The sequence below is a fragment of the Streptomyces sp. NBC_01003 genome (assembly GCF_045162695.1).
GTDB lineage: Bacteria > Actinomycetota > Actinomycetes > Streptomycetales > Streptomycetaceae > Streptomyces.
On record NZ_CP108707.1, the window covers coordinates 10,032,678 to 10,057,755 of the forward strand.

At 68.7% G+C, this 25,078-nt stretch carries 17 protein-coding genes and 4 pseudogenes; 14 read left to right on the forward strand and 7 right to left on the reverse strand.

Annotated elements, in window-relative coordinates:
• Window positions 1-28 precede the first annotated feature (28 nt).
• On the reverse strand, window positions 29-4,711 hold the full coding sequence (locus tag OG698_RS46310) for a DUF6531 domain-containing protein (protein WP_406110364.1): 4,683 nt from the start codon (window positions 4,709-4,711) through the stop codon (window positions 29-31).
• A 659-nt stretch (window positions 4,712-5,370) separates the two neighbouring features.
• On the reverse strand, window positions 5,371-5,643 hold the full coding sequence (locus OG698_RS46315) for a hypothetical protein (RefSeq protein ID WP_406110366.1): 273 nt from the start codon (window positions 5,641-5,643) through the stop codon (window positions 5,371-5,373).
• A gap of 147 nt (window positions 5,644-5,790) precedes the next feature.
• On the opposite strand from OG698_RS46315, the gene OG698_RS46320 reads away from it, so the two are divergent.
• From OG698_RS46320 to OG698_RS46340, 5 genes and pseudogenes are all read left to right on the forward strand, one after another.
• Complete coding sequence (locus OG698_RS46320) at window positions 5,791-6,003, forward strand: hypothetical protein (protein WP_406111668.1); 213 nt, start codon at window positions 5,791-5,793, stop codon at window positions 6,001-6,003.
• 163 nt (window positions 6,004-6,166) lie between these two features.
• On the forward strand, window positions 6,167-6,361 hold the full coding sequence (locus tag OG698_RS46325; RefSeq protein WP_406110367.1) for a DUF6417 family protein: 195 nt from the start codon (window positions 6,167-6,169) through the stop codon (window positions 6,359-6,361).
• Window positions 6,362-6,826: 465 nt separating this feature from the next.
• On the forward strand, window positions 6,827-7,147 hold the full coding sequence (locus OG698_RS46330) for a DUF6087 family protein (RefSeq protein WP_406110369.1): 321 nt from the start codon (window positions 6,827-6,829) through the stop codon (window positions 7,145-7,147).
• An 839-nt stretch (window positions 7,148-7,986) separates the two neighbouring features.
• Entirely contained in the window at window positions 7,987-9,417 is a 1,431-nt protein-coding gene (locus OG698_RS46335) for a selenium-binding protein SBP56-related protein (RefSeq protein WP_406110371.1), read from the forward strand.
• A gap of 501 nt (window positions 9,418-9,918) precedes the next feature.
• Window positions 9,919-10,486 (forward strand): annotated as a pseudogene (locus tag OG698_RS46340) (transcriptional regulator).
• A gap of 111 nt (window positions 10,487-10,597) precedes the next feature.
• Here the strand turns inward: OG698_RS46340 and OG698_RS46345 are convergent.
• A complete protein-coding gene (locus OG698_RS46345) occupies window positions 10,598-11,164 on the reverse strand; it encodes a dihydrofolate reductase family protein (protein WP_406110373.1) in 567 nt (188 codons plus the stop codon).
• Window positions 11,165-11,952: 788 nt separating this feature from the next.
• On the opposite strand from OG698_RS46345, the pseudogene OG698_RS46350 reads away from it, so the two are divergent.
• The 5 genes and pseudogenes from OG698_RS46350 to OG698_RS46370 all read left to right on the forward strand — a co-directional run.
• Window positions 11,953-12,762, forward strand: a pseudogene (locus OG698_RS46350) (RNA repair domain-containing protein); the annotation flags it as partial.
• 1,209 nt (window positions 12,763-13,971) lie between these two features.
• A complete protein-coding gene (locus tag OG698_RS46355) occupies window positions 13,972-14,157 on the forward strand; it encodes a DUF6381 family protein (protein WP_329580061.1) in 186 nt (61 codons plus the stop codon).
• A 201-nt stretch (window positions 14,158-14,358) separates the two neighbouring features.
• Window positions 14,359-14,475, forward strand: a pseudogene (locus OG698_RS46360) (hypothetical protein); the annotation flags it as partial.
• Between the two features lie 258 nt (window positions 14,476-14,733).
• Window positions 14,734-15,015 carry a hypothetical protein gene (locus tag OG698_RS46365; RefSeq protein ID WP_406111670.1) on the forward strand — a complete coding sequence of 94 codons (282 nt, stop codon included), beginning with the start codon at window positions 14,734-14,736 and terminating at the stop codon, window positions 15,013-15,015.
• A gap of 440 nt (window positions 15,016-15,455) precedes the next feature.
• On the forward strand, window positions 15,456-16,382 hold the full coding sequence (locus OG698_RS46370) for an immunity 49 family protein (protein ID WP_406110375.1): 927 nt from the start codon (window positions 15,456-15,458) through the stop codon (window positions 16,380-16,382).
• A gap of 332 nt (window positions 16,383-16,714) precedes the next feature.
• Here OG698_RS46370 and OG698_RS46375 read toward each other — a convergent pair whose 3' ends face one another.
• Both OG698_RS46375 and OG698_RS46380 read right to left on the reverse strand, forming a co-directional pair.
• On the reverse strand, window positions 16,715-16,918 hold the full coding sequence (locus OG698_RS46375; protein ID WP_406110377.1) for a helix-turn-helix domain-containing protein: 204 nt from the start codon (window positions 16,916-16,918) through the stop codon (window positions 16,715-16,717).
• Window positions 16,919-17,100: 182 nt separating this feature from the next.
• On the reverse strand, window positions 17,101-17,493 hold the full coding sequence (locus OG698_RS46380) for a hypothetical protein (RefSeq protein WP_406110379.1): 393 nt from the start codon (window positions 17,491-17,493) through the stop codon (window positions 17,101-17,103).
• An 851-nt stretch (window positions 17,494-18,344) separates the two neighbouring features.
• On the opposite strand from OG698_RS46380, the pseudogene OG698_RS46385 reads away from it, so the two are divergent.
• The 4 genes and pseudogenes from OG698_RS46385 to tnpB all read left to right on the forward strand — a co-directional run.
• Window positions 18,345-18,389: pseudogene (locus OG698_RS46385) on the forward strand (hypothetical protein); the annotation flags it as partial.
• A gap of 412 nt (window positions 18,390-18,801) precedes the next feature.
• A complete protein-coding gene (locus tag OG698_RS46390; RefSeq protein WP_406110381.1) occupies window positions 18,802-21,351 on the forward strand; it encodes an amino acid permease in 2,550 nt (849 codons plus the stop codon).
• Between the two features lie 72 nt (window positions 21,352-21,423).
• A complete protein-coding gene (locus tag OG698_RS46395) occupies window positions 21,424-21,999 on the forward strand; it encodes an IS607 family transposase (RefSeq protein WP_406111672.1) in 576 nt (191 codons plus the stop codon).
• Window positions 21,996-23,453 carry an IS607 family element RNA-guided endonuclease TnpB gene (tnpB, locus tag OG698_RS46400; RefSeq protein WP_406110383.1) on the forward strand — a complete coding sequence of 486 codons (1,458 nt, stop codon included), beginning with the start codon at window positions 21,996-21,998 and terminating at the stop codon, window positions 23,451-23,453. The genes OG698_RS46395 and tnpB overlap by 4 nt, the downstream gene beginning before the upstream one ends.
• Here the strand turns inward: tnpB and OG698_RS46405 are convergent.
• Together OG698_RS46405 and OG698_RS46410 are read right to left on the reverse strand one after the other, a co-directional pair.
• A complete protein-coding gene (locus OG698_RS46405; protein WP_406110385.1) occupies window positions 23,440-24,129 on the reverse strand; it encodes a DNA glycosylase AlkZ-like family protein in 690 nt (229 codons plus the stop codon). The two genes, tnpB and OG698_RS46405, sit on opposite strands and share 14 nt — an antisense overlap.
• Window positions 24,126-25,061: an MDR family NADP-dependent oxidoreductase gene (locus tag OG698_RS46410; protein WP_406110387.1), complete on the reverse strand. Its 936-nt coding sequence runs from the start codon at window positions 25,059-25,061 to the stop codon at window positions 24,126-24,128. The genes OG698_RS46405 and OG698_RS46410 overlap by 4 nt, the downstream gene beginning before the upstream one ends.
• Between the last annotated feature and the right edge of the window lie 17 nt (window positions 25,062-25,078).

Here is a 25,078-nt window from a genome sequence, read left to right on the forward strand (position 1 = left end):
TCGATGCCTTAGTGACGTGCCGCGGACCTCATGCGAGAAGCGCGGCCTTGTCGATTTTCCATCCTCGCGTCTTGAGCATGTCCTGGAGGGGCTTGTTGTCATCCAGGCTGGCGACCATGTCCTTGATGTGCTGATCGTAGGTGCCGGGGAAGCGCCGCTTGATGTCGTCGATGTCCATGCGCATGGCGTCGGTGATCCGCCCCGAGTTGATCAGCTCGCGCTGGTACTGCTGCCATGCCTGCGACTGCAGTGAGTACCCGGTGCTGTACAGCTGCTCGTGGTGGTCGCGCTGCATGCGGATGGCCGGGCCGTTGTTGACCTTCTGCTTCTTGTGCGGCTTGTTCGCGATGTAGAAACCGGGCTCGATGACGTCCTTGTACGCCGACTTGGCCGGGATGTGGTTGACCTCCATCGGCTGCGGGTACTTCGACCCGTCTTTCTTCGTGTTGGCCGGCAGCAGGCCGCCGTACCAGCCGCTCTCCTGCGTGCAGCCCTTCGCGACCAGGCCCTCGGGGTCCATGAACGTAAAGGGATTGACGACGTACGCGGCCGGGTTGGGCGCGGGCACCAGGCCGAGCGGGTCGGCCGACACGTAGCGGGCCGTCTCGGGGTCGTAGTGCCGGTTCAGGTTGTAGTGCAGGCCCGTCTCCGGGTCCGCGTACTGGCCGGGGAAGCGCAACGGTGTGTGTGCCTGGGCGTCGCGGTTGCGCGTGGTGATGCCCCAGACCGTGGACCGCTTGTACCAGGCGATGTCGCCCTGCTCGCCGACGAGTTCCGTCGGGGTACCGATGACATCGGTGACGATGGCGAAGAACCGGCTGTCCACCTCGTGCTGTGCGGCGTCGGCGGGAATCCGCCGCTCCAGCTGCGACATCGGCTGCAGGCCCTCGTACTCCCAGGTCAGGGTCACTCCGGTGGTCGAGTCGGTCTCCTCGGCCAGCTGGGTGCCCTCCCAGGCGAAGCGGACCGTGGCCACCACGCCGCTTCCGTCCGCCGCCATGCGGTGCTTGGCCGTGCGGCGGCCCACGGCGTCGTAGGTGTAGCGCCACTCGGTGCCGTCCGGCGTCGTGCACGAGACGAGACGGTCCTCCGCGTCCCAGGCGTAACGCCAGGTGTCGGGCTTGCGCGACAGCCGTCGCTTCTGGCGCAGGACGACCCGTCCGGCGTCGTCGTAGGCGTAGCGCAGCCCGTCCGCACCCAGCAGCCGGGTGCCCTCGTAGGCGCGCTCACCGCGGCTCCCGGTGGACCGGGCGTCGGGCCAGTGGGCGTCGGTCTGGTTCCCGGCGTCGTCGTAGGCGTAGCGCTCCGCCCAGTCGCCCGCGGTGACGCCGACCGGACGCCCCACCGGGTCGAGCTCGAACAGCTGATCCGTTCCGTCGTGCCGCTCCGTGACCCGCGTCAGGAATCCGTCGGCGCGGTAGCCGTAGGAGCGGTCGCGCAGGGGGCCGCGGGCCGTGGTCAGCGACCGGGCCGCCAGCCGGCCGAGCGCGTCCCACCGGGAGGCGAGCGTGACCGGCGCGTCCGCGGGGCCCAGCGTGCGGGCGGTCTCGCGGCCCAAGACGTCGTGGGTGAAGTCCAGCGGGTGACCGGCGAGATCCACCCGGGTCCGGTTGCCCGCGGTGTCGTAGCGGTACGACGTGACGGCACCGGTGGGGGTGGTGCGCGAGACCAGTTCGCCGTGCGCGTCGTAGCCGAAGCGCATGCTGTGCCCGTCGACCGTCTCGGTGAGCAGCCGGCCCATGCCGTCGCGCTCCAGGGACAGCGACGAGGTCGGCGACACGGCGCCGATCAGCTGGTCGGCGGCGTCGTAGGTGTAGCGGGTGAGCACACCGGCGGCGTCCTTCTCCAGCACGTTGCCCACCGCGTCGAACGTGAAGGCGACGCGCTGCCCGAGCGGGGTCGTCCGGGCGACGAGGCGGCTCGCCGCGTCGTACTCGTACGTCGTCGTGCGGCCGTCGAAGTCGGTCTGGGACTCGGTCAGACCCGAGGGCCCGTACCGGTAACTCCACGTCCTGCCCTGCAGGTCGGTCACCCCGGTGAGCCGGAGCTCGGTGTCGTACGCGAACTCGTACCGCGCCCCGTCCCGGCCCGTGCGGGCGGCCAGGAGGTCGAACCACGTGTACTCGAAGCGGGTCACGCCACCGGTGGGACCGGTGTGGGTGAGGCAGTTGCCCTCCTCGTCGTACGTCCACCGCTCGCTCGCCCCGTCGGCCGCGGTGCGCCGGGTGAGCCAGCCGTCGGCGGTCCACTCCATGCGGGTGACGGAACCCGCCGGGTCGATGCTCTCCAGCGGTCGCCCGAAGGGGTCGCGCCGCACGGCGTAGGTAGCGCCGTGCCCGTCGGAGACCGACAGGACCAGGCCCGCCTGGTCGTTGGTGCGGGTCTCCGTCGCGCCGTTCGGGAACGTGGCGGTGGCGAGCGCGCCCGACGCGTCGTACGTGAACGTCGTCGAGGTGCCGTCGGGCGCGATCATCGCGGTGCGGTTCCCGCGGTCGTCGAAGCGCTGCCGCCACACCGAGCCGTCCGGCCCGGTGATCGTCTCCGGCAGGTGCAGGGCGTTGTACGTGGTCGAAGCGTGGCGCCCGTCCGGGTACGCGATCGTGCGCAGGTTGCCGGACTCGTCGTACGTGAAGCGGGACGTGTGCCCCAGCTCGTCCGTGCGGGCCAGCAGGTTGTCGTACCGGTCCCACTCGAAGTGCACCGTGCTGCCGAGCGGGTCGGTCTCGCTGACCGTCTGGCCGAGCGGGTTGAGGCGGGTGACGGTGACCGCGCCGGCCGAGTCCGTGAAACGGGTCTCGCGGGCCGCGGTGTCGTACTCGAAGCGCGAGGACAGCGCGCCGTCGGGACCTACCGTCTCCACGACGCGGCCCGCGGCGTCGTACACATAGCCGTAGGTGTGGCCGTTCCGGTCGGTCCAGGACGTCACACGGTTCTCGTCGTCGTACGTGAACCGCAGGGGCACCTCGCGCGCACCCGACACCCCGGCCAGCCGGTGGTGCTCGTCGTAGCCGAACGAGGTGACGCGGACCTGGCCCTCGGGCGTCTCGACGTCGAGGGCCGTGACCCGGCCGAGCTCCGGGTCACGGGTGACGCGCACCCGGTAGCCGCCCTCATGCAGCACCGTCGAGGGCAGGCCCTGCGCGTCGCGCAGGAACTGGACGCCGTTGCCGTTGCGGTCCTCGATGTCGCTCAGCCAGTACAGGCTGCCCGAGGAGTATGGGTTGCCGACGAAGCGCCGGGTGAGGCCCGAGCGGACGTCGGCCGTGACGTAGGTGATGTCGCCGAGGGCCGACTGTCCGGCGTACGTGAGGGGGATCCGCTCGCCCTCCAGCGGCAGCACCTCCTCGCCCTCCTCGCGCGGCAGCCGGGGGTACGCGAGGAGCGAGCCGTCGGGCCGGGCCCAGACCGCGCCGCTGCCGGACAGCTCGAGCCGCTCGTCCAGAGTCGAGGCCCAGCTCGGCCCGAAGGCGTGGCCGTAGTGGTAGCCGGATATGTGGGTGCGCTCCAGCACCAGGGGCAGGACGCCCGGCAGCGTCAGGTCCGTCTGGTTCAGCACCATCTCACCGCTGGCGACGTCCACCGGGTCGGTCTTGCAGCGGCGCTGCCCGAGGGCGATGGCCTTGTCGCGGGCCCTGTCCCAGGCGTCCTTCGTGGAGTCGGGCAGGCGCTTGACGAAGTCGTTGATTCGGGTGCGTGCACCGCCCTTGCCGTCGCCGTCCCCCTTGCCTCCTGCGATGGCATTGACCTTGTCGCGGACGTCGTGGTCCTTGCCCTTGTGGGTCCGGGACGCGCCCTTGACTCGCTCCGGCACGGTCTCGGTGATGTGCTTGCTGATCTTCTTCAGGGCTTTTTCGGAGCCCTTGATCGCGCCGTGCAGCACGCTGTCGAAGGCCTTCGTGAAGGGGTCGCGGCCCTTGCTGCGGCCGAACGCGCCCTTGACCCGGCCCAGCGGGTCGGAGGCAGCCGTATGCATGTCGCTGCCGTGCCGGGAGACCTTGCCCGCGCCGTCCTCGAACTCGACGTGATTGATACGGGTGACCTTGTCCGGGCCAGTGCTGGCACCGCCGGCCGAGTCAAGGTGCATTCCGCCCTTGCCGCCGTGCCCGCCGCCGGCGCTACCGTTGGCAGGCGGCATGTGGAACGCGCCGTCGGCCAGGTCCAGGACCATGTCCTCGACCATCGCCTCCAGCTTCGCATTGACCGGTTCGGTGAGCTTCGCGATCACCTCGTCGACGATCCGGTCGACCGCTTCGTCGACGATCCGCTTGACCACCTGCCGCATCGCCTGGATCTCGGCCGCACCGAGGATCGCCGACAGACCGCCAGTCACCCAGGCGAGGCCGATGGACAGGCCCACCGAGCCTGCCATGATGGCGAGTTCGGCCTCGGCCTTGTGCTTCATCCACTCGATGATCTCGGCGAGGGTGTCGCAGGCGTCCGCGAACAGCCGGGCCAGCTCAGGGAGTTTCTCCAGGTGACTGGCCTTGATCTGGTTCCAGTGCTTCTCCATGGAGTCGACGGCCCAGCCCTCGGAGGAGGACAGGATTCGAGAGAACGCCTTGTGCGCGTCGCCGCCGTGGCCCTCGAACTTCTCCGCGAACTCCCGCATGGCGTCAGCCATGTCGCGGTAGTCGTCCTCGTCGACGTTCGGGAAATTGATCCCGATGAAGTCCAGAATCTCGTCCAGCCAGCCCGGAATCGTATAGCCCATCCCCGTACCTCTCCCCGTGTCCCACGCCCTTGATCGCAGGCGCACAGTTCCTGCGCATGCGATCAAGAACTCTAGTGGACGGCAGTGACGCGGGTGAAAGAGGCAAGCCAGCCGTTCTGGCCATGCACCAGGCCGCCGAAGCTTCGCGGTCAGGGCAGCGGGGACCAGCGCATGACCACGCTGTGGGACGTAGACGGGGAAGGCCACACGGCTTGGAGCATGCCGCCCGCAGTTCCGCTGGGAGATACGCGACGACATCCACGAGGCTTTCCTCACCCTCGGATGCGCACTGCTCTGCGGGTGACGCGTGATCTCGGCTGTCGTCGGCTAGTTCTTCTGCAGGGTGCGGGTGACACCCGCGAGGATTGCGGTCGTCAGCATCCAGCAAAAGCGACCAGTAGGTGGCAAGCCACTGAAGGCTGTCATTCGACCAGTACCAGGCTGTGCGTTGCCCCAGTCCGCCGATGGGGATCAAGAGATCTAGTGTGTAGACGAGGGGCTGGAACAGAGCACCTGCGCCTCGTTGGACCGGGTTGGGTGAGGCGGTGCCGAATGACAGCGTGCCCAGCAAGGTTCAGCTACCTGCGCCGATTGCGCGATGCGTCCGCTATGGTCCGCAGCTCAGCTTGTCGATATCGCCCAGGCCCATAAGTGCAAGCTCAGGCGCCGCGCTTACGCATTCCCCCTGCCGCCAGTACCACCGTCGGCACCGACACCAGCACCGCCCATCCCAGGCGTCGTGTCTGGAAGGAAGCACACGTGGCGTTCACTCCCTCCTCCATCGATCCGTATCCGGGGCTCCCGTCGATGCCGAGAACGGCGTGGCACTCGGAGCGGGGGTAGTCGGAGCTGATGTCGGGTGCGCTGGTCAGCAGCCACAGGGTCACACCGAACCCCGCACACGCGAGCAGCCATATGAGTTTTCTGGTCATAGCGTGACCTTAGAGCTCGATCTCTGGCCCCTGAACCGGCATTCGGTGAGCATCTGGGGGCGATAGACGAGGACAGGCCAGGGACGAAACAACCTCACCCCCGAGGCGCCGCGCAGCGGCCTGTGGGCACGCCGCACCTTCTACCTGCTGCCCCACGACCGACCCAACTGCCCCGACGACCCCGAGTGCCCCTACACGGTGGGCTCACCACTCGAAGCCATCGACCCCGCACCATCGCACCCGGCAAAGTCGGACAGAAGACGGCGCGGTCCCAGAGCACTCCAGACGCTGTCCCCGTCGGCTCCTGAGCTCCGACAGCGCCGACCAGCGACCCAAGCGACTGAACGTGCATATAGGTGACGGCGCTACGCCCGCGCACCAAGCTTGCCGCGCGCATCCCCTTGGAGAACTGAGGCGCCCGTACACGGCCCAGCCCGGCGGTGCACGGATATGAGTAGGTCCGTGCGGGTGCTCTGGCAGCTCTTCTAGATGCTCTTGAACTCTGGCGGTCGTTACCCAGGACATGAACTCGGATGCCACCAGCCTGGTCCCGGCGCAGGACACCACAGCGCGCCGTCTGAAATTGCTCACCCTCGACGAAGTCCATGACCTGCTACGTCTTCTTCAACTGATCGCTGCGGAGGGCCTGGACGAGCTGAGTGAGGAAGCCGAGTGGTTCGCCCGGGAGATCGCCGCACGCATCCCCTCGGAGAGCTGAGTTGTTGGCCTCGCGGCCATGGCCGTCTGGCTCCTGCGTCGGCTCATCACCGGGCGGCGCGCTGGACTCGGTCGGCACCTCGGTCGGCATGCCGGGATAGTTCGTGTCGCCCTCGGAGCGCATGCCCGCTCGGGAGCAAGGCGGAGCCGACGTCGGCGGCTCGGTCATCGGCGGACGGGATGTCGGCGGCTGACTCGTCGGAGGGCGGGACGTCGCCGGGGGCCGTGTCGGACCCGTGCTGCTGCCGCCGAACACGGCGCACGCGGCGACGCCGACGACGACCAGGACGGCGCCGACGACCAGGGCCACCGTGCGCTTCGAGGGTCTCGTGTCAGTCATGCGGGGCGGGTTCCTTCCATGCAGGGATGAGGTCGCCGGAGGGTGCCGGTCCCGCACGGTTTGCGTCGCTGGTGAAGCCTTCGCCCAAGCTGGCGGCCCGGGGCGCGGCTGCGCCATCCTGTCGCGGTGGATAGCGAGGAGCCGCTCGAGGAGTGGGCGCGTAAGCGCGAGGAGCGCCGCGAGCGGGCCCGGGGCCGGCTGCGGGCAGTGCCGCTCACGGAAGGACCGCACCGCGGTGCACACGTCGACCCGGGCGCGCCCCGCGCGATCCAGGAGTTCAACGGCACCGAGTGGGTCACTGTGAGCATTGCGGACAGCCTCAACGCCGCTAAGGCCATCCTTTATCCGCCCAGCCCGGTCGAGGAGCGGCCGGTCCCCGGCCCGTCGTTGGGGAAGGGCTGGGGACGGCACCGACGGACCGCCCCGCCGGAGGACGCTACTTCCTGAAGACAGGCAGCAAAATGGCAGGACTCATTGATCCTGAACGGGGAGCGCCCTTGTGAGCCACGGATCTGGAGGCGCTTGTCCGCGTTGGAAGCACGTCGATCGTCTTCTGGGACGTCGCGTCGGGCGTGTGGCGTAGTCGGGAGAAGAATTGGGGCACTCCAGCTGGAAGGGAGCGCTCACGCCTCGAGCTTCGGCCCCTGCCCGCACTTTGGGGCGCAGCAAGCGGCGCCTAGAGTCGAGGCATGAGCAGCATCCCGGAGTAGCCGCAGCCGGCGCGCCCGTGGCGCCCTGGCTTTATTCACGAGTAATGAAGGCAGTTGTTCACGGGTTCGGGAGGCGCCTAGATCCATGGTCGTGTGATGTTCACGAATTTTGAAGGCGCTGGGGTTCTTGCCAGGAGAGCATCGGGATGCTCCTGGCGAATGGTCCTGTTCATGCCGCAGATGTCGAAGGTTGACGCGGCGATCTAGCGTGATCACCGTGGCGGCATGAATATGCGGGAGTTTGAGCGCAAGTGCCACGTGTCGTAGGGGACGGTCTGCAAGGCTTTGACTTCATCTGGCCCGAGCGCCGGAAGAAGCTCCCGCCAACGGGCGACGGCCTGCCGGAAGGCCCTGTGTCCACTCCGCGCCCGCGATCTCGGGCGTGCCAGAGCCGAGCCGCACGCTGCGGCGGTCCGCGCCCCCGCGCTGCCGCCTTGGCAGGGCTCCGAGGCCGTGAAACGCTCGCTTTATGGCTTATCTGTCCCACGTCTGCACACCGATCTCGAACGGGTGAGCCCGGCTGCCTGTCGGGAGTCCCCCCGGATCCACGCTCCCGTTCGGGAGTAAGGAACAGCCATGACGACGACCGAGCATGCTCACGACCGCGACGACCACAGTGACCCCACCTTGTACCGCACTCCGGCGGACGCCGTCGCCGCGCCCCCGGAGAAGCTCGCCTACGTCGTCGGTTTCGACCCCACCGCACAGCGCGCGGACGCGTTGTTCACCGTCGGCACCGACCCCGAATCCCCCGCATACGGCCGCGTGACCTCCCACGCCGAGCTGCCCGACCTGGGCAACGAACTGCACCACTTCGGCTGGAACGCCTGCTCGAGCGCGCTGGCGCATGCCGGTCATCATCACGCTGCGCGGCGCTACCTCATCGTCCCGGGACTGCGCTCCTCCCGGCTGCACGTCTTCGACACCAGCCCCGATCCCGCCCGCCCGCGCCTGGTCAAGGTGATCGAGCCCGAGGAGTTGGCCGCCAAGGCCGGATATTCGCGTCCGCACACGCTTCACTGCGGCCCAGACGGAATGTTCCTGTCCTGCCTGGGTAGCGCGGACGGTGCGGACGGGCCTGGCGGCGTCGCGCTGCTGGACCACGAAAGCTTCGAAGTGCTGCGCGCCTGGGAGAGCGATCGCGGACCGCAACAGCTCGCCTACGACGTCTGGTGGCATCTGCGCCAGAACATCGCCGTGACCAGCGAGTGGGGGAGCCCCTCGATGATCGAGGACGGCCTCCTCCCCGAACTGCTGCTGGGTCGCCAGTACGGCCACTCGCTGCACTTTTGGGAGCTGGACTCCGGCCGGCACCTGCAGCGCGTCGATCTGGGGAATGAGAACCAGATGGTGCTGGAGCTGCGTCCCGCGCACGACCCCGAGGCAACGTGGGGGTTCACAGACACCGTGGTCAACGTGGAGGACCTGTCGGCGTCGGTGTGGCTGTGGAACCGGGAGGGCGAGGACTTCGTGGTCCGCAAGGTGATCACCGTCCCTGCCGAGCCCGCGCAAACGCAGGACCTGCCCCCGGCGCTGCAGCCGTTCGGCGCGGTGCCCCCGTTGATCACCGACATCGACCTGTCGGTGGACGACCAGTGGCTGTACGTATCCGCATGGGGAACCGGCGAGCTGCTCCAGTACGACGTGAGCGACCCGTTCCATCCGAGGCAGACCGCGTCCGTGCGTCTTGGCGGCATCACCGGCCGACAGCCGCATCCCGCCGAGCCGGAAACTCCGCTGACCGGCGGAGCGCAGATGGTCGAGCTCAGCCGCGACGGGCGGCGCGTGTACCTGACGAACTCCTTGTACGCCGCCTGGGACGCGCAGATCTATCCCGCGGGCATCGACCCGTGGATGGTCAAACTCGACGCCGACACCTTGCACGGCGGGCTCTCCATCGACAGCCGCTTCTTCCCACACGGCCCGGACTTCCTGGGCTTGCGCGTGCACCAAACGCGCCTGGAAGGCGGCGACGCCTCCTCGGATTCGTACTGCTACCGCCGCTGACCGCTTGTGCTCCGCGAGAGCCGGCGTCGGCGCTCGCGGCGTTTGCTGCCGCGGTGGCGAGGCCTCTGCCTGTCAAGCCGGCCCCCGGGCGTTCCGGGCGCCAAAACACGGACAGCCTCCACGACACCGGGCCACGCCGATCTCAGGCGTGGCCGCCCCCTGGCAACGCCCGCCCGGAATAGCGCAGCCTGCACAGTGAGTGTCCATGCCTGAGCCCGGACACTGCATCGCCGCCATTTCTCACGAACATCCCAGAGCCCTTGGATCGCCAACCGCTGCTGCAACTCATCGATAAATGCTGTCGCTGGAAGTGAACGAAGCCAGCTGGTGACCGATGTGGTGAGTGCCGTGGTGAGTGAACGAGCCAGCGGCCGGCGGTGAGTTGACGGCCAGCAGATCCATCCACAGGCAGAACCCCGCACCCTGCCCGGACCGGGGCACCAAATCTGGCCTGGTTAAATCGAACGGCACGGTCATGCCGCTGCGGGTAACGGGAAGTAGATGCCACAGAAGAACCTCCAGTTCGGCCGGTTCGGTGCGAGCGGTATCAAGGGCGCTGACGCGGCAGCTCGATCAGCTCGCTGGGTACATCGCCACGCCGGTCACCGCCCGCGGGGCCTGATAGCCCGCCTGAACTACCTGACCCGCTCGCCCATGAGCCTGCGCGCGGCACGCGAGGCTGGCTTGACCGTCACCGACCGCACCCTCAAGTCGTGGATCGAGGGCCACCGTTCCCCCGTCGAAGGCGAACCTGGAGCGCATCGACCGCGCCTACATGGCGGTGGGCCGCCAGAACGTCGCCCGCCATCTGCTGCAGCGTCTCAACCGTGGCGGCCGAGGCACCCGCGTGGAGATACACCCGGTCAACCAAGCCCAGGTCCCGCGTCCGCTGCAGCGGGTGGTGGAGTACCGGACGATGAACGTGCGCCGCTGGGACAGGATTGTGGGCGCGTGGTCGGCCGGCGACCATCAGGGCCTGGATGCCGCATGGACAGCCGACGTCCTGCCGGACCTTGGCTCGCAGTGGGGCCAGTACGAGTACGTCACCAACGTCGGTTTCGCCGCGTAGCAGCACCTGGCGTCGTGTAGGGTCTCGCGGCTGATGTCGTAATCTCACGGGCGGTGTCGTACCGATGTCGTATACGACATCACCGTGAGACTAGCGCGTGGGTGCTGCTGCTCAGCGCCTCGTCTCGTACCTGGTCAGGACCACGCCGCCGGGAAACGTCCGCGTCTCCACCAGGTTCAGGTTCACCCAGCTGTCCAGCGCGGTGAAGAACGGCGTGCCGCTGCCCACCAGGACCGGATGGGCGGCGATCGCGTACTCGTCGATCAGCCCGGCGCGCATGGCCGCCCCGGCGAGCGTTGCGCCGCCGATGTTCATTGGGCCGCCGTCCTCGGCCTTGAGCCGGGTGATCTCGGCGATCGCGTCGCCGGTGACCAGGCGGGTGTTCCAGTCGACCTTGTCGATCGTCGAGGAGAACACCACCTTCGGCGTGTCCCGCCAGTTCCGCGCGAACTCGATCTCCGCCGGGGTGGCGCCCGGCTGCTGGTCGCCGGTCGGCCAGTAGGAGCTCATCCTCTCCCACAGCTTGCGCCCATACAGCGACAGGCCACTCGCCTGCTCGTGGTCGAGCCACCACTGGAACAGCTCGTCGCTCGGCGGTCCGCTCCAGCCGATGTCGTCGCCGGCCGCGGCGATGTAGCCGTCCAGGGTCAGGTTCATGCCGTAGATCAGTTTCCGCATGGCGCAGCCTTCCGTCCGTGGGTGTCCGGCGTATAGACCAGCGCGGCGCGGGAAACTCATCGGTGCGCGATCTGGGCTCGCCGGTAGCCTTCGTGCTCGGGGCTCAGCGTGGTGTACTCGGCCGACTCGGACAAGCCGCCTGATCTCGACCTCGACCTCGCCCTCGCGAGGAAATGCCACGGATTTGAGACTGATCATGGGTGACAAGGCCGTGAGACAGCCAAGAACGCCCAGGTCACGCAAGATCGACATGTCACGAGCGGCGAGACCCTACAACACGTGTGGGATCTCAGATTCCGTGGCCAAATCTCACGAACCGTGGCCACCCGATGGCCAGTTGGCCACGAATCTGAGACTGGCCGGTCAGAGGTCCCGGGCGCCCTCACCCGCAAGGGTGAGGGCGCCGCCCTCGGCCATCTGGGCCCCGGACTCCTCCCTCGGACACCAGGCGCAAAGCAGGCACGTCTTCGCTTTGCTGGTCATCGGTTCGGCCGACGGTGAGGGAAGAACGCCGTCACCGGCCGCAAGGGACAAGTACCGGGAAACGAGGGTCTGTCGACACTCAGCCGGCCAGAGAGTTTCCGCAGGTCGGCAGTGTCGGCAAACGGTGGGCGTCAACAGTCCTACTCGCGGGCTACTTGTCCCCTGTCCGAGGTGGGAGTCCCGGGCGAAAACCGCCGCTGTTTTTCGCTCTCCTGCCGTAACCGCAGCGAGGTGGGCGGGCCGGGCGTTGATTTGCAGGGCCGACCGGGCGCGCGTCACCCTGATAGTCGAGGGTAGGTGCTGACGTGCATACCAGCGACGAGATCTACCACCGGGTGCTCTGGGACCCGCGCTTCGACCCCGAGCGGTTCGTGATGGGGGTCGCCGAGCGCGGGGCCCCGCCGAAGCGGGTCCTGCTCGGCGACTTCGTGCCGGGCGGGGAGATCCCGTGGCACCGGGTGGTGTTCTTCGAGGCGGACGGCCAGGTCGTCTGGGACCGCGCCTGCGGTGTCGACCGGCTCGACGAGACCCTCGTCGGGCAGGTCGGTCCCGTGCCGGCCCCGGCACCCGGCGACGTCCTCGCCGTCCCCTCGACGAACCGCACCGCTGTCGCCTGGCTGCCGCCAGCGGAGTTGTGGCCGCCGATCCAACACATTCGCCGCGAACACGACCGGCAGATCCGCCGCTGGCCGCCGCACGTCAACGTACTCTTCGGTTTCGTCCCCGAGGCCGAGTTCGCCCGGGCCCTGCCGCTGGTCGCCGCGGCGCTCGCCGAGACGCCGCCGTTCTTGGCCCGCCTGGCGGGCGTCCACTGGTTCGGACACCGCGAGGACGCCACGGTCTGGCTCGACCCGGCCGCCGCCGACCACGAGCCCTGGGCGCGGCTGCGGGAGTCCCTGGAGCTCCGCTTCCCGCTGTGCGGATCGCACTCGCACGGCTTCACCCCGCACCTGTCCCTCGGCCGTACCCCGGACCCGCACCTCCTCGCACGCAAGGTGGAGGCCCTCCTCGGCCCCATGACGGCCCGGGTCGACGAGCTGGTCGCGCTCTCCCGGCGCGGCGACGAGCCGATGCGGGTCCGGGCCCGCGTCCTGCTCGGCAGCGGCGACATACGTCACCCGGAAAATCCGGCCCTTCCGGGCAACCCTCCGCCGTCATCGTCCGTCTAGTCAGACGCGCTCGGGCTTCGGCCGGCCCGGCCGGCATGCAACGAAGTCATGAGTACGCACCCACGCCTTCTGCAGCGACGCGGCCGAGAAGGCGCTCGCCGATCTTGACCGGGGCGAGCGGGCCGCCGTCGAAGCGGTGCGCCGGCTCATCGAAGCTGGTGACAGTGTTCTTCCCTCACCGTCGGCCGAACCGCTGACCAGCGAAGACACACCTAACCCTCGTCTACGCCCTCGGCAGCCAGGTTCCTCCGGCTTCGGCGGCGGAGCGACCTTTGAGTGAGTCGCTCTGGTCCGTGGGTGAGTTCCGGCGGGTGGGGTCAGGTTCCGGTGGGCCGGGCGCGCAGCCCGTCGAGGATGAGGTTCAGCAGGCGGGTTGCGCGGGCTGTTGCGTCATCGCCAGGAGGGATGCGCTGGGCAGCGTCCGGGACAGTGCCGCGAGGGCGGCGTACGCGGCGTCGAGATCGCGGCGTGCAGCAAGAAGTTCGCTGGGGAAATCTTGCTATAGCCCGATATTAGTTCGACTACGCGCCGCTCCCGACGTCTTCCGGGGAGGTCAGGCGCGGCAGTGCGAGGGCTCAGACCGTGACCGGATCTGGCCCCTGAGAACCACAACTCCCCACAGATCCTGATGGGTTGTCAGTGGTGGCTGCTTTGCTGGTGGGTCCCGTGCGCGAGGGACGCACCGGTCTGGACGGGGGAGCAGTTAGTGGTGCACGTGAGGGAGTACGTTCGCGCGGACGGCACGAAAGTCCGGGCGCACTCGCGATGGGCGGCCGGCGCACGGCATGAGATGACCGTCCTGGCTGTCATCGCCCTGGTGGTCGTCGGCTTCGCCGGCACCACAGGGAGCGGCAGCGCAGACGGCTCTGGCAAGAAGGTGCCCCGGCCTCGGCCGACGGCCGTGTATCCGGTGAAGTTCCCGGACTGGGACAGGCCGCGGCCCCGACCGACGCCGACCGTCTCGTATCCGATCCCGTGGGACCGGAGCCACTGAGCGAGAGCACCCACAATGTGAGCAGGGTCCGGCACGCAAGTCGTTCCGCGAAAGCGTTCCCAACTGCGCAGATAACAGTGGGTGATTGATCGAAATGCAGGGGGTGGCGAGGCCTGTTTCGCTGATGTGACCCGCTCTTCCTCATCCCCCAAGGAGTGATCATGAGTGCTGCAGGCGAGTCCGGCCGTGCCCAGCAGATCCGTGCCAAGGCCCAGGACCTGGAACAGGCCGCGGAACGCGCCACTGACCCGCAGGAGCGTCAGCGCCTGAAGGACAAGGCACGCCACCTCAAGGAGCAGAGCGAGCAGGCAGGCGATACGGGCGAACCGGACATCCACCCGATGTAGTCCCGGCAGTTCCGAGCACAGACGACCGGCCGAGGGCCGACCTCCGTGGCTCTCCGGGCACGCGAGAGGCCCCCGGCCGGTCACTGCTGTCTCCGCTCAAGAACAACGCCTCCGCCGCTAACCACACCGGCAAAAGATCACCACACTCCCGGCAGCACCGCCCAGCCGTCCCGCCAGCCACTCAGCCACCCTGGTGCGCGCGTGCCGCCGACCGGGCCGAGATCAAACGGACCTCCGGACAAGGCACTGCTGCACACCGCAGAGCACTCCACGATCACCTTCAGTTCCACCAGGATCACGGGAACCCCGCAGTCCTTCGAGATCACTGGGGAGCGCACCGTCAAGGGCCAAAGCCACCCGGTGACGGTGCCGGGAAGGGAAATGGCGGCACGCTCTTGCGCGGCTGGGCGACCCTTACGCCGTCCACATGGGGAATCAGGCCCTACACCGCATTCCGGTCGACGGGCCGGGATAGCCGCCGAGGGGTGGGCCACGCGAAGAGCCTCGCCAGCCGATCGCCGACGCCCGGCCGCAGACTGCGGGCGGTTCGAATGCGCGACCGCCTACGCTAGAGACATGAGCGAGATCGTCGTCGTGTACGAGCTCGACAAGCCGGTGGCCACGGGTTCCTCTCCGGGAACACCGAGCGGTGAGGAACGACTCGTCCGCACGGTGCACGCGGCGCCCGCAGCCCCAGGGGCGCCCACCCCAACGGGGCCGAGGACCCTCTGCGGCAGGGACACCTTCGCTATGGAGACGACCCGCTGGAACCCCTCCGAGCACCCTGGAGCGTCCTGGTATCCCGTGGAATACGCATCCGTGGTCTGCCCCGACTGCGATGCCGTGATCGAGACCTGACCGGCATACCGTCTGCCTGACGCCGCACCCACCGTTTTCGAGAGCCTCGTCTCCGAGTCCCGCAGGCGGGTGCGGTAGCCCGCGGCTTCGCCTCGGACCTTCGCCAGTTCCTTGCGAGCCCAGTCGGGCAGCTCGACTTCCGGGGTGCTCGACGATCCGCCGGCCCCCCCTCCGTCGTTCGACCTGGGCCGCTGCGCGAGAGACCCGAGACGTGAATCGCGCCGAGGAGACGAGTTGATCACGGAGTACCAGCAGAAACTGCGCGAGCGCTACCTCGCCGCCCCCGTCAGCAACGGACACTCAGGTTCCTATCAGCTTGAGATTTAACCTCTGCCTGGTTCGCCAGCCGCGCGGAGCTGCTCCCTGCAACTACCAGGCTTCTCAGGCGTGGTCACGGCTGGGTACCTGCGGTGTCAGTGGCGGCTGCCAGGATGACGCTTATGACGATCAAGGACGTAGCCCGGCATGACGTGAGTGAGCCGCGGATCGAACAGGCGCTGGAGAACATCCTGCGGCGGGCCCGCCGCCGCTGGCACACGATGCAATACGACTGCTACTCCGATGAGGAGCTGCAGGGAATGCGCGACGAACTCCTCGACCACCTAGCCGCCCGCACGGTGGCGGACCCCGAGCCTGACGCCGCCCCGTCACGCATCATCCTGCGCACCGCGGCCGAGTGCGCCCTGGGACTCCTGAGCCTGGGCTGTTACCCCAACGGCGACCAAGAGATCTCCTTCACCCTCATTGACGAGAAGCTCAGCAGCGAAGACATAGCCTTCGAGGCTGTGGTGGAGCAGGCGGCCACCGCGAGGACCTGGCTGGACGCATTCGCTTTGTCTGTGATCAGCGGCATGGTCTGGGAACAGGATCTGGTCATCGGGCTGCTGCTGCGCGGCGACTATGCGCCTGACATCCGTAACGGTGTGCCGCACTCGAATCTGGAATCGAAGTCGGACCCGGGCGAACTGGCGGAGATGGACGCCTTGTGCGGCTACCTCACCCGGGCCGAAGGGCATCTGCCCCGGCACTGGCCGTCGGTAACGCTGTGCAAGCCGAATGCCGGCGAGCGCACCGATGCAAAGCGGCAGCTGGATACTCTCGATGCGCTGACGCCAGATCAGCGCCTCCTGCACGTGCTTTTGGAGGATGACCAGTTGGCCTTCGAACAAGCCCTGGAGCATCGTCTTGTCCAGCACCGGGAGAGCGCACCCTCCGATGCGGCGCCCCGCAGTCTCCTGCCGCACAAGAGCATCGCGCTGGCCGCCCTGGCAGTCCAAGCACACGGCTGGGACTTGCGCGTCCAATCTGCCTACCTGCCGCAGGCCATGCTGAGTGCCCCCGAAGGCGCGCCGTCGGCCAGTAGCTGAACCTATGCCCTGACCACTGTCTCGAGTGCTGCCTCAGCATGAGTCTTGACGGCCGACCGACTGGCTCGCCTCGTCTACGCGGTGTTCCCCGCCGGTTCTGCCTGATCCGGGGCGGACCACAAGAGGTTCCGGAACACCAGGGCACCAGCCGGCCCACAGATGTTCCGCAACCGCCCTTCCCGGAGCACCCGAGATGTGTGGAAGCCTCGTGACGCCAGAAGTTGACGTACGTATCACACGGTCGGTCCCCAGTGGCCGACTCCTTGCACATTGACGGCGATGAGGCATGGCTCTGCTGGAGAGGGGAGCCAGCCAGAGGTTAAAACTCAAGCTTATGAACTGGGCTTGGTGCGGGTGGCTCCGCCGCGTTGGCGCAGGGTGACGCCTGCCTCGGTGAGGATGTGGTGGACGAAGCCGTACGAGCGTCCTGTGCTGTCGGCGATGCTCCGGATGGAGGCGCCGCCTTCGTATGCGGCCTTCAGCTCGACGGCGAGCTGCTCGCGCTCCGCACCGGTGATCCGCTTGCCCTTGTCCATGACCATCCCCCTCACGGTTCGAAGGGCGATCATCGCGCACCCCGCGGCGGCCCGTCAGGCAATCTGCCTGGTTCGACTGCGGCCCGTTCGTATCGGATGCGGGCGCGTGCCGGCGAGGGGTGACTGCGGAACCGGGAGGTGGCGCTGAGACTGACCTCTCGCTGCCTGGGACAGGTGCGTCGTCAGGTGGTGGGGGGCACGGCGCGGGTCAGGGGCTCGAGGTCGCCGTAGAGGGCGGCGTGCAGGGCGGCGGCCAGTTCCCGGGCCCGTCCTTCGCTGTCCACGTCGTGCAGGACGAAGTCGACGGGGCCGGCGGTGGAGTCGGGGCGGATCTCCCGGGTTCGGATGAGGAGGGCGACGGCCTCGCGCACGGCGTTATGGGCGGTGGTGGTGATGGTGTGCTGCGGGGCGGTGAGCGCGTCGGCCTTGACCGTCCACAGCGAGCCCCCCTGTTGCTCGACCGCGATGAACACGACACGCTGCTCTTTGGCCTCCTTGCACGCGGCCTCGAACGCGTCGAGACCGGTCGCGTCCGGGATCCGGTCGGCGGGGCAGGGCGTCGGCAGCGGCTCCATGACAAGCATCCTCCCAGAAGACAGACGCAGGCGCCGCGTGGCCCGGAGCGTGTCCCCCGCGGGGCAGGCCGGGCGTTGAGATGGTGCGCGACAACGGCCCCGGTTCCCCTTCCCCGGACCGCGTGACCGACAGCCCTGGCCGCGCCCGTTTGGGTGCGCGGCCAGGGCTTCATGCTGGGGGCGGGGTTCTGGCGAACCGGCCGAGGTGATGGGCTGGTGGGGCTGCCAGAGCGGCGGGGCCCCAAGCTCGGTGCCACCAACGGGCAGCCTGGAGCGCGGCGCCGACGGGGGTGGCGCCTGCGGCCTCCTGGGGGTGCGGTGCGGGCGCGGTGGGGGGCCCGCACCGCGCGGACCAGTACATCGCCGCACACGCGACCGAACAGCCGCCCTCTCGGCGCCCCGATCACCGGCCCCAGCGTGGCCTGGAAGTGCGACGCGACCGGCCCAGGACCGGCCGTGAGCTGCCGTAACGCCGCCCGACTGTCATCCTGGAAGGCCGTATTCCGTCCCTCCAGCCCGCCGGACGGAGTACGGCCCAAGGACACGGCGAGCGGAGGCCATCATGCTGATCAGCCACAGCGTCGACGGCGACGCCCTGCACGTGACGCTGCACCACAACGTCGACGTCAACACCCGGGTCGCGGCCGCCGTGGAGATCGAGGCCCTCGTGCACACCCACCGGCCCAGTCGCGTCACCGTCCAGGTCCCCGCCGGGGAACCGACGCCCGCCACACTCAGCGTCCTCGTCCGGCGGGACTTCACCGCTTCGCGTCCCGGGACGCGGCTGGTCGGCGACATGACCGAGCCCCCCGCCCGTACCGCGTCCCCCGCCCCAGGTCGGTCTGTCCTACATGCCGGGCGACACCCTCGTGCTCTGCACCGACGGGCTCATCGAACGCCGTGACGAGGACATCGATGCCGGTCTGGCCCGCCTGATCTCAGCCCTCGCCCAGGACACCGCCCTCCCCTCGACGAGTTGGCGGACGCATTGCCGGCCCGGCTGGGAGTCACCAGCGAGGCCTGCGACGACATCGCTCTGGTCGTCATTCGCCTGTGACGCTGCGAGACCCGAGGTGCGACGCCAGTGCAGCTCAGAGCCATCGGCGGCTTTCTCTGCGAGCGGCACACAATGGCCGCATCGCCGTCGTGCACGGTGGCAGCCACTCCTGCTGTCCCTGCGCTGTTGCGAAGGGAAGCGGCCTTGCGTTGGAATCAAGTGTGAGGCTCTTCGGCGGTGCCGTGTCGGCTGGTCTTCCCGCTCCGGGCACAGGGTCCGGCCGGAAGGGGCTCAAGAACGATGCCCTGGGCATGTTCTCCTCGGTCGTCATGGGCCTGGCCTCCACCGGCCCGGCGTACAGCCTCGCCGCCACGCTGGGCATCATCGTGGCCGGAGTCGGATTGCAGGCTCCGATCGTCACCATGCTGGCTTTCGTCCCGATGCTGCTGGTCGCGTACGCCTTCCGGGAGCTCAACGCGAGCAACGCCGACTGCGGGACCACCTTCACCTGGGCCACCCGCGCCTTCGGACCGCGCACCGGCTGGATGGGCGGCTGGGGTCTCATCGTCGCCAACATGATCGTCATGGCTAGCCTCGCGCAGATCGCCGCTGCCTACGGCTTCCGGTTGATGGGCCTGGACGCACTGGCGGAAAACCGGCTGTGGACCACCGCGGCAGGCGTCGTCTGGATCGCCGTGCTGACAGTGATCTGCTACGTCGGCATCTCGTTCTCGGCGGCTGTACAGCGCTGGCTGCTGTGCCTGGAAGTGGTGATGCTGATCCTGCTCGCCGTCGCCGCGCTGGTCAGGGTGTACACCAGCCCTCCGCCGACGGCGATCCATGTGTCAGCGTCCTGGTTCAACCCCTTCGAGGTGCCCTCGGTGACGGCCATGACCTCGGGCATCCTCGCGGGGGTATTCATCTACTGGGGCTGGGACACCGCGTTCTCGGTCAACGAGGAAACCGTCGACAGCACGCGCATCCCGGGTCGTGCCGCGGTCTTGTCCACCGTGCTGCTCCTGGTCATGTACGGGCTGGTGTCCACGTCGGCTCAGGCGTTCGCGGGAGTCGGCACCTCGGGCATCGGACTCGGCAACGCGGACAACGCGGACAATGTGTTCTCCGGGCTGGGTGAGGCCGTGTTCGGGAGCCACGGCACGGGGCTGTTCCTGTCGAGACTGCTGATCCTGATGGTGCTGACCTCCGCGTTGGCCTCCGCCCAGACCACCATCCTGCCCCTGGCCAGGACCGTCTTCTCCATGGCGGTCCACAAGGCCGTCCCCTCTCGGTTCGCCCGGGTCCACCGCAGGTTCCTCACCCCCACCTGGGGGACCATCGGCATGGGAGCGGCCTCGATCGCCCTGTTCATCCTGCTGACCTCGCTCAGCCAGAACGTCCTGGCCGACTCGATCGACTCGGTCGGTCTCGCGATCGCGTTCCAGTACGGACTGACCGGCTTCGCCTGCGTCTGGTACCACCGCAAGATCCTCACCCGCAGCGTCAAGGATCTGGTCTTCAAAGGCGTGCTACCGGGGCTCGGCGCGCTGTTCATGCTCTTGCTGTTCCTCTACGCCACCTTCGTCGTCTACGCGGAACCCCGGTACGGCACGACCGCCGTCGACCTGCCGCTGATCGGCAGGACGGGCGGGGTCACCGTCCTGGGCCTGGGCGCCCTGCTGATCGGTATCCTGCTGATGCCGATGGTCACCCGTGGCCACAGCGTGGCCCTCAAGCTCCAGCGGAGCCTGCTTCCACGCCACCTGCCGCCGCACGCCGCCGTCGACACGGCGAGCCGCTACCTGCCCGCCGACAGCGGGTCCGGGGTGGGCGGCGACTGGTACGACGTCATCCCTCTCTCCGGTACCCGGGTCGGCCTGGTCGTCGGGGACGTGCTCGGTCACGGCATACACGCCGCGGCCACCGTGGGACGCCTGCGCACGGGGGTGCGCGTCCTGGCCCGGCTGGACCTGAGCCCGGACGAGCTGCTGTCCCGCCTGGCCGACCTGGTCGAGCAGACCACGCACGAGGGCGAAACCGGCCGCGGCCCGGGCCACCTGAAAGCGCACGCCGACGCGGCTCTGGGCGTGAGCTGCCTGTACGCGGTGTACGACCCCGTCTCGGGGGAGTGCAGCATGGCACGAGCCGGGGAGCCGGTGCTGGCGCTCGTCGAACCGCACACGGGCGTCGTCGACTATCCCCAGCTGCCGCCAGGACCGCCGCTGGGAATCGGCGGCCTGCCCTACCAGAGCACGGAACTGGAGCTCGCGCCGGGCACTGTTGTCGCCCTCTTCACGAACGGCCTCCTCCAGGCGGCCAACGACCGCGAAGCCGGGCTCGCGCAGCTCTCACAGGTCCTCTCCGACGACCGAAGATCCCTGGAAGAGCTGTGCGACCGGGCGGTGGCCACCATGCTGCCCGGGGCGGTGGACGTGGACGCGACGATGCTCCTGGTCCGCACGCGCCTGCTCGCCCGGAATCGGTTCGCCCAATGGGCACTGGCCCCGGACCCGGCGGCCGTGGCCGCCATCCGCTCCGCCGTCGGGAAGCAGCTCGGCGACTGGGGACTGGACGACGTGGCGTTCACCACGGAACTCATCGTCAGCGAACTGGTCACCAACGCCATCCGCTACGCAGGTGGCGGCCCGATCCAGGTGCGCCTGATCCGCGACCGGACCCTGACCTGCGAGGTGTCCGACACCGGCCACACCGCGCCCAATCTGCGGCACGCCGCGAGCGACGACGAGGGAGGCCGGGGCCTGTTCATCATCGCCCAGATGACCCACCACTGGGGCACGCGCTACACGTCCACCGGCAAGACCATCTGGACCGAGCAGGACCTGCCGCAGCCGGACCGCCAGTAGCACCGAGGGGCCACCAACTGTTGCGTGATTCATCAGGGAATCTCAGCCTTTCTCATCCGCTATCTTGATTGCGTGAAGCTTTCTGAGTGGGCGGCGCGCAATGGCGTGCACTACCAGACCGCGTGGACGTGGGCGAAAGAGGGCCGGATGCCGGTCCCAGTGCGCCAGACGCCGTCCGGCACGTGGCTGGTCGACGAGCCCGCTTCGGAGGCGCCTGGCCGCGTCGTGGCGTACTGCCGAGTGTCGTCGACGGACCAGAAGTCGGACCTTGACCGGCAGGTGGCCCGCGTGGTCCAGGGGGCCACTGGTCTCGGCCTGCCGGTCGCGGAGGTCGTGACCGAGGTCGGCTCGGGACTGAACGGTCGTCGGCGCAAGCTGCACCAGGTTCTGTCAGACCCGCAGGCGGTGGTGATCGTGGTCGAGCATCGAGACCGGCTGGCCCGGTTCGGCGTCGAGCACCTCGAAGCCGTCTTGTCCGCGTCTGGGCGTCGCCTGGTTGTCCTCGACCCCACCGAGACAGCCGATGACCTGGTGCGCGACGTCACCGAAGCGCTGACGTCGATGTGCGCGCGCCTGTACGGGCGGCGGGCGGCGAAGAACCGGGCCGCCCGCGCGGTGGCCGTGGCGACCGGTGAGGCCGCCGAGTGAAGAAGTTCCGACCGCAGCCCGGGTTCGTGGTCCAGGCGTACCGGTTCGCTCTGAACCCGAACGCCGCACAGCAGGCCGCGATGCGTTCGCACTGCGGCGCCGCACGTGCCGCGTACAACTGGGCTGTGGGCTGGGTGACCGCCTCGTGGTGGCAGCGCAAGGCCGAGGAGACGTACGGCGTGCCCGAGGCCGGGCTGACGCAGTGGCGGCCGTGGTCGTTGCCGTCGCTGCGCAAGGCATTCAACGCCGCCAAGCACACCGACCCCAGATTCGCGGACTGGTGGGGAGAGAACTCTAAGGAGGCGTACTCCACCGGGCTGGCCAACGCGTCGGCCGCGTTCGACAACTACTCCAAGTCCAAGCAGGGCAAGCGCCACGGCCGGAAGATGGGTGCGCCGCGGTTCAAGTCGAAGCGGAAAGCGCGCCTCGCCTGCCGGTTCACCACCGGCACGATCCGCGTCGATGCCGACGGCCGGCACGTCACGCTGCCGAGGCTGGGCACGATCCGCACCTACGAGCCCACCGTCAAACTCCTCACCCGCGTCCAGGCCGAAAAGGCCCGGGTTCTGTCCGCAACTGTGCGGCACGAGCGGGGGCGCTGGTTCGTCTCCTTCCAGGTAGAGGTGAAGCAGGACCTCGGCCGGGTCGCCCGGCCGGACACGGCGGTCGGGATCGATCTCGGCGTGAAGACCCTCGCTGTCATGGCCGACACCACCGGCGAGATCCGCGTTGTCGCCAACCCCGGGCACTACGACCGGGCACGCAAGCAGCTGCGCCGCGCCTCCCGCGTCGTCTCCCGGCGCCAGGGCCCCGACCGACGCACCGGACACAAGCCCTCGAAGCGGTGGGAGAAGGCCAACGCCCAGCGGAACAAGGTCCACCACCGCGTAGCGAACCTCCGCGAAGACGCCCTACACAAACTCACCACGAGCGTCGCGGCCGAGTACGGCACCATCGTGGTCGAGGACCTCAACGTCGCCGGGATGCTCCGCAACCGGCGCCTGGCCCGCCGGATCGCCGACGCCGGATTCGGCCAGATCCGCCACCAGCTCGACTACAAGACCCGCCAGCGCCACGCCACCCGCATCGTGCTCGCGGACCGCTGGTACCCCTCCTCGAAGACCTGTTCCGAGTGCGGCGCAGTGAAAGTCAAGCTGCCGCTGCACGTCCGAACCTACGAATGCGACGCCTGCGGCCTGGTCATCGACCGGGACGAAAACGCCGCACTCAACCTCGCAGCCCTCGCGGCAGCCGCAGTAACTGGTACCGGAGTGGCCGGAGACCAGGACACCGCCCCGGCGGCGTCGAAGCCTCGTGGAGCCGACCGTAAGACCCGCGCAACCGCCCGCAGCCGCAAGGCCACGGACGGGCGGGCAGGTGGCGCAACCCTGCCGCATCAACGGCAGACGGAAACGAGAGACCGTACTCAAGCCGAAGCACTCACGCTTTGGTGATGAGACGGACCTTCCGGGCCGCAATGCCCGGAATGCTGAGAGCTACTGAGGCTCTGAGCAACGGGTACATTGGACGGCCGAGTCGAGTCGTCGTCGCCGGCCGCGGCGTCTGTCGTCGCGGGTCAGGTGCTGACGAGTTTCCGTGTCTTCGCTCCCGTGGCCAGCGCAGCTTGGAGCGCGCGAAGTTCCTGCTCTCGATGATGCGTTGGCGATGCTCTTCGGGCAGTTTGCCGTCGTCGAGGAGCTTCTCGGCCACTCCGGTGAGCTCCTTGCGCGGCAGTGTTCCTCCCGCGAGCAGGGCGAGTCCCTCGGTCGCCAAGGACGCCGCGTCCAGGCCGGTGCTGTTGCGGGTGAAGTGGGGCGAGCCGGCCGTGCGGTCGAGCACGGGCTGCAGCAGTGGCCGCAGGCGACGGAAGTCGTCGGCCGCGGCGAAGTGCTGGGTGCTGCGCAGCAGACCGGAGCGGACCACCTGCCGGTCCTCCAGCAGTGCGGTGAGCTCGGACTGTGTGAAGCCGTGGATTCTGCTCCACAGGCCGACATAGGCCCAGTTGGGTTCCTGCGCCTGCAGGGCAACCAGTCGTCCGATCACCTCCAGCGGGGTGCGATCGGTGCGCCTCAGGAGGAACTGGCGGTCCATCAGCGCCCGGTTCAGGACCTGGTGGGAGAGTGTGGTCACCGCAGCCGCACCGAGACATTGCCCCGGTAGGAACCTTGCAGCAGGGAGAGGAACGCCTGCGGCACGTCCTCGATCCGGCTCTCGAGGACTGTCTGCGGGTAGACGAAGCGGCCCTGGCTCAGCCAGGTGCTGAAGTGCTCGCGCCAGGCGGCGATCTGATCGGGCGTGTGATGGCAGGAGAAGGGCAGCAGCTCGATGCCTTTGGCCTCGGCCGCCGTGCGGTCGGGCTGCGGGAAGCGCTCCGACGCGTCGCCGAGCTGGCTCGACAGGGAGCCGCACAGGGCGAAGCGCGCTTCGGGCCGGGCCGCCTGCAGCGCAGCGTCGTACTGCTCACCGCCCACGATGTCGAAGGACACAGAGATCCCCTCGGGTGCGAACTCTTTGAGCCGTTGTGCTGCCGGGCCGTCGTGGTAGTCGAACGCGGCGTCGTAGCCGAGCTCGTTCACCAGGTAGTCGGCCCTCGCCGGGCTGCCGGCGCTGCCGATCATCCGTGCCGCGCCGAGGCACTTGGCGATCTGCCCGGCCAGCGAGCCGACCCCGCCCGCGGCGCCGGAGACGAAGACCACGTCGCCTTCGCCGACGGCTGCCACATCGGCCATCCCGTAGTAGGCGGTCGGTCCCTGGCCGAGGTGGTAGCCGGGGTCGGCGAAGAGGTCACGGTCGAGCTTGAGGTACGAGCCGGCCGGGTCGGCCGAGTACTGGCTCCAGCCGGTCATCGACTGGACCAGGTCGCCGACCTCGAGGTCGGGCCTGTCGGATCGGATGACGGTGCCGATGGCGGCCACCCCTACCCGCTGCCCCGGCTGCCAGGCCGACACCGGGATGGTGCAGTCGGCCCGCATCAGCTCCAGGTACGTCGCGGCGAGCCCGACCTGGTGGCTGATCAGCTGGAGCCAAACCTCTTGCCAAGCAGAAACTTTAGGGTAAATCATTTCAGCGGTTAGATAGA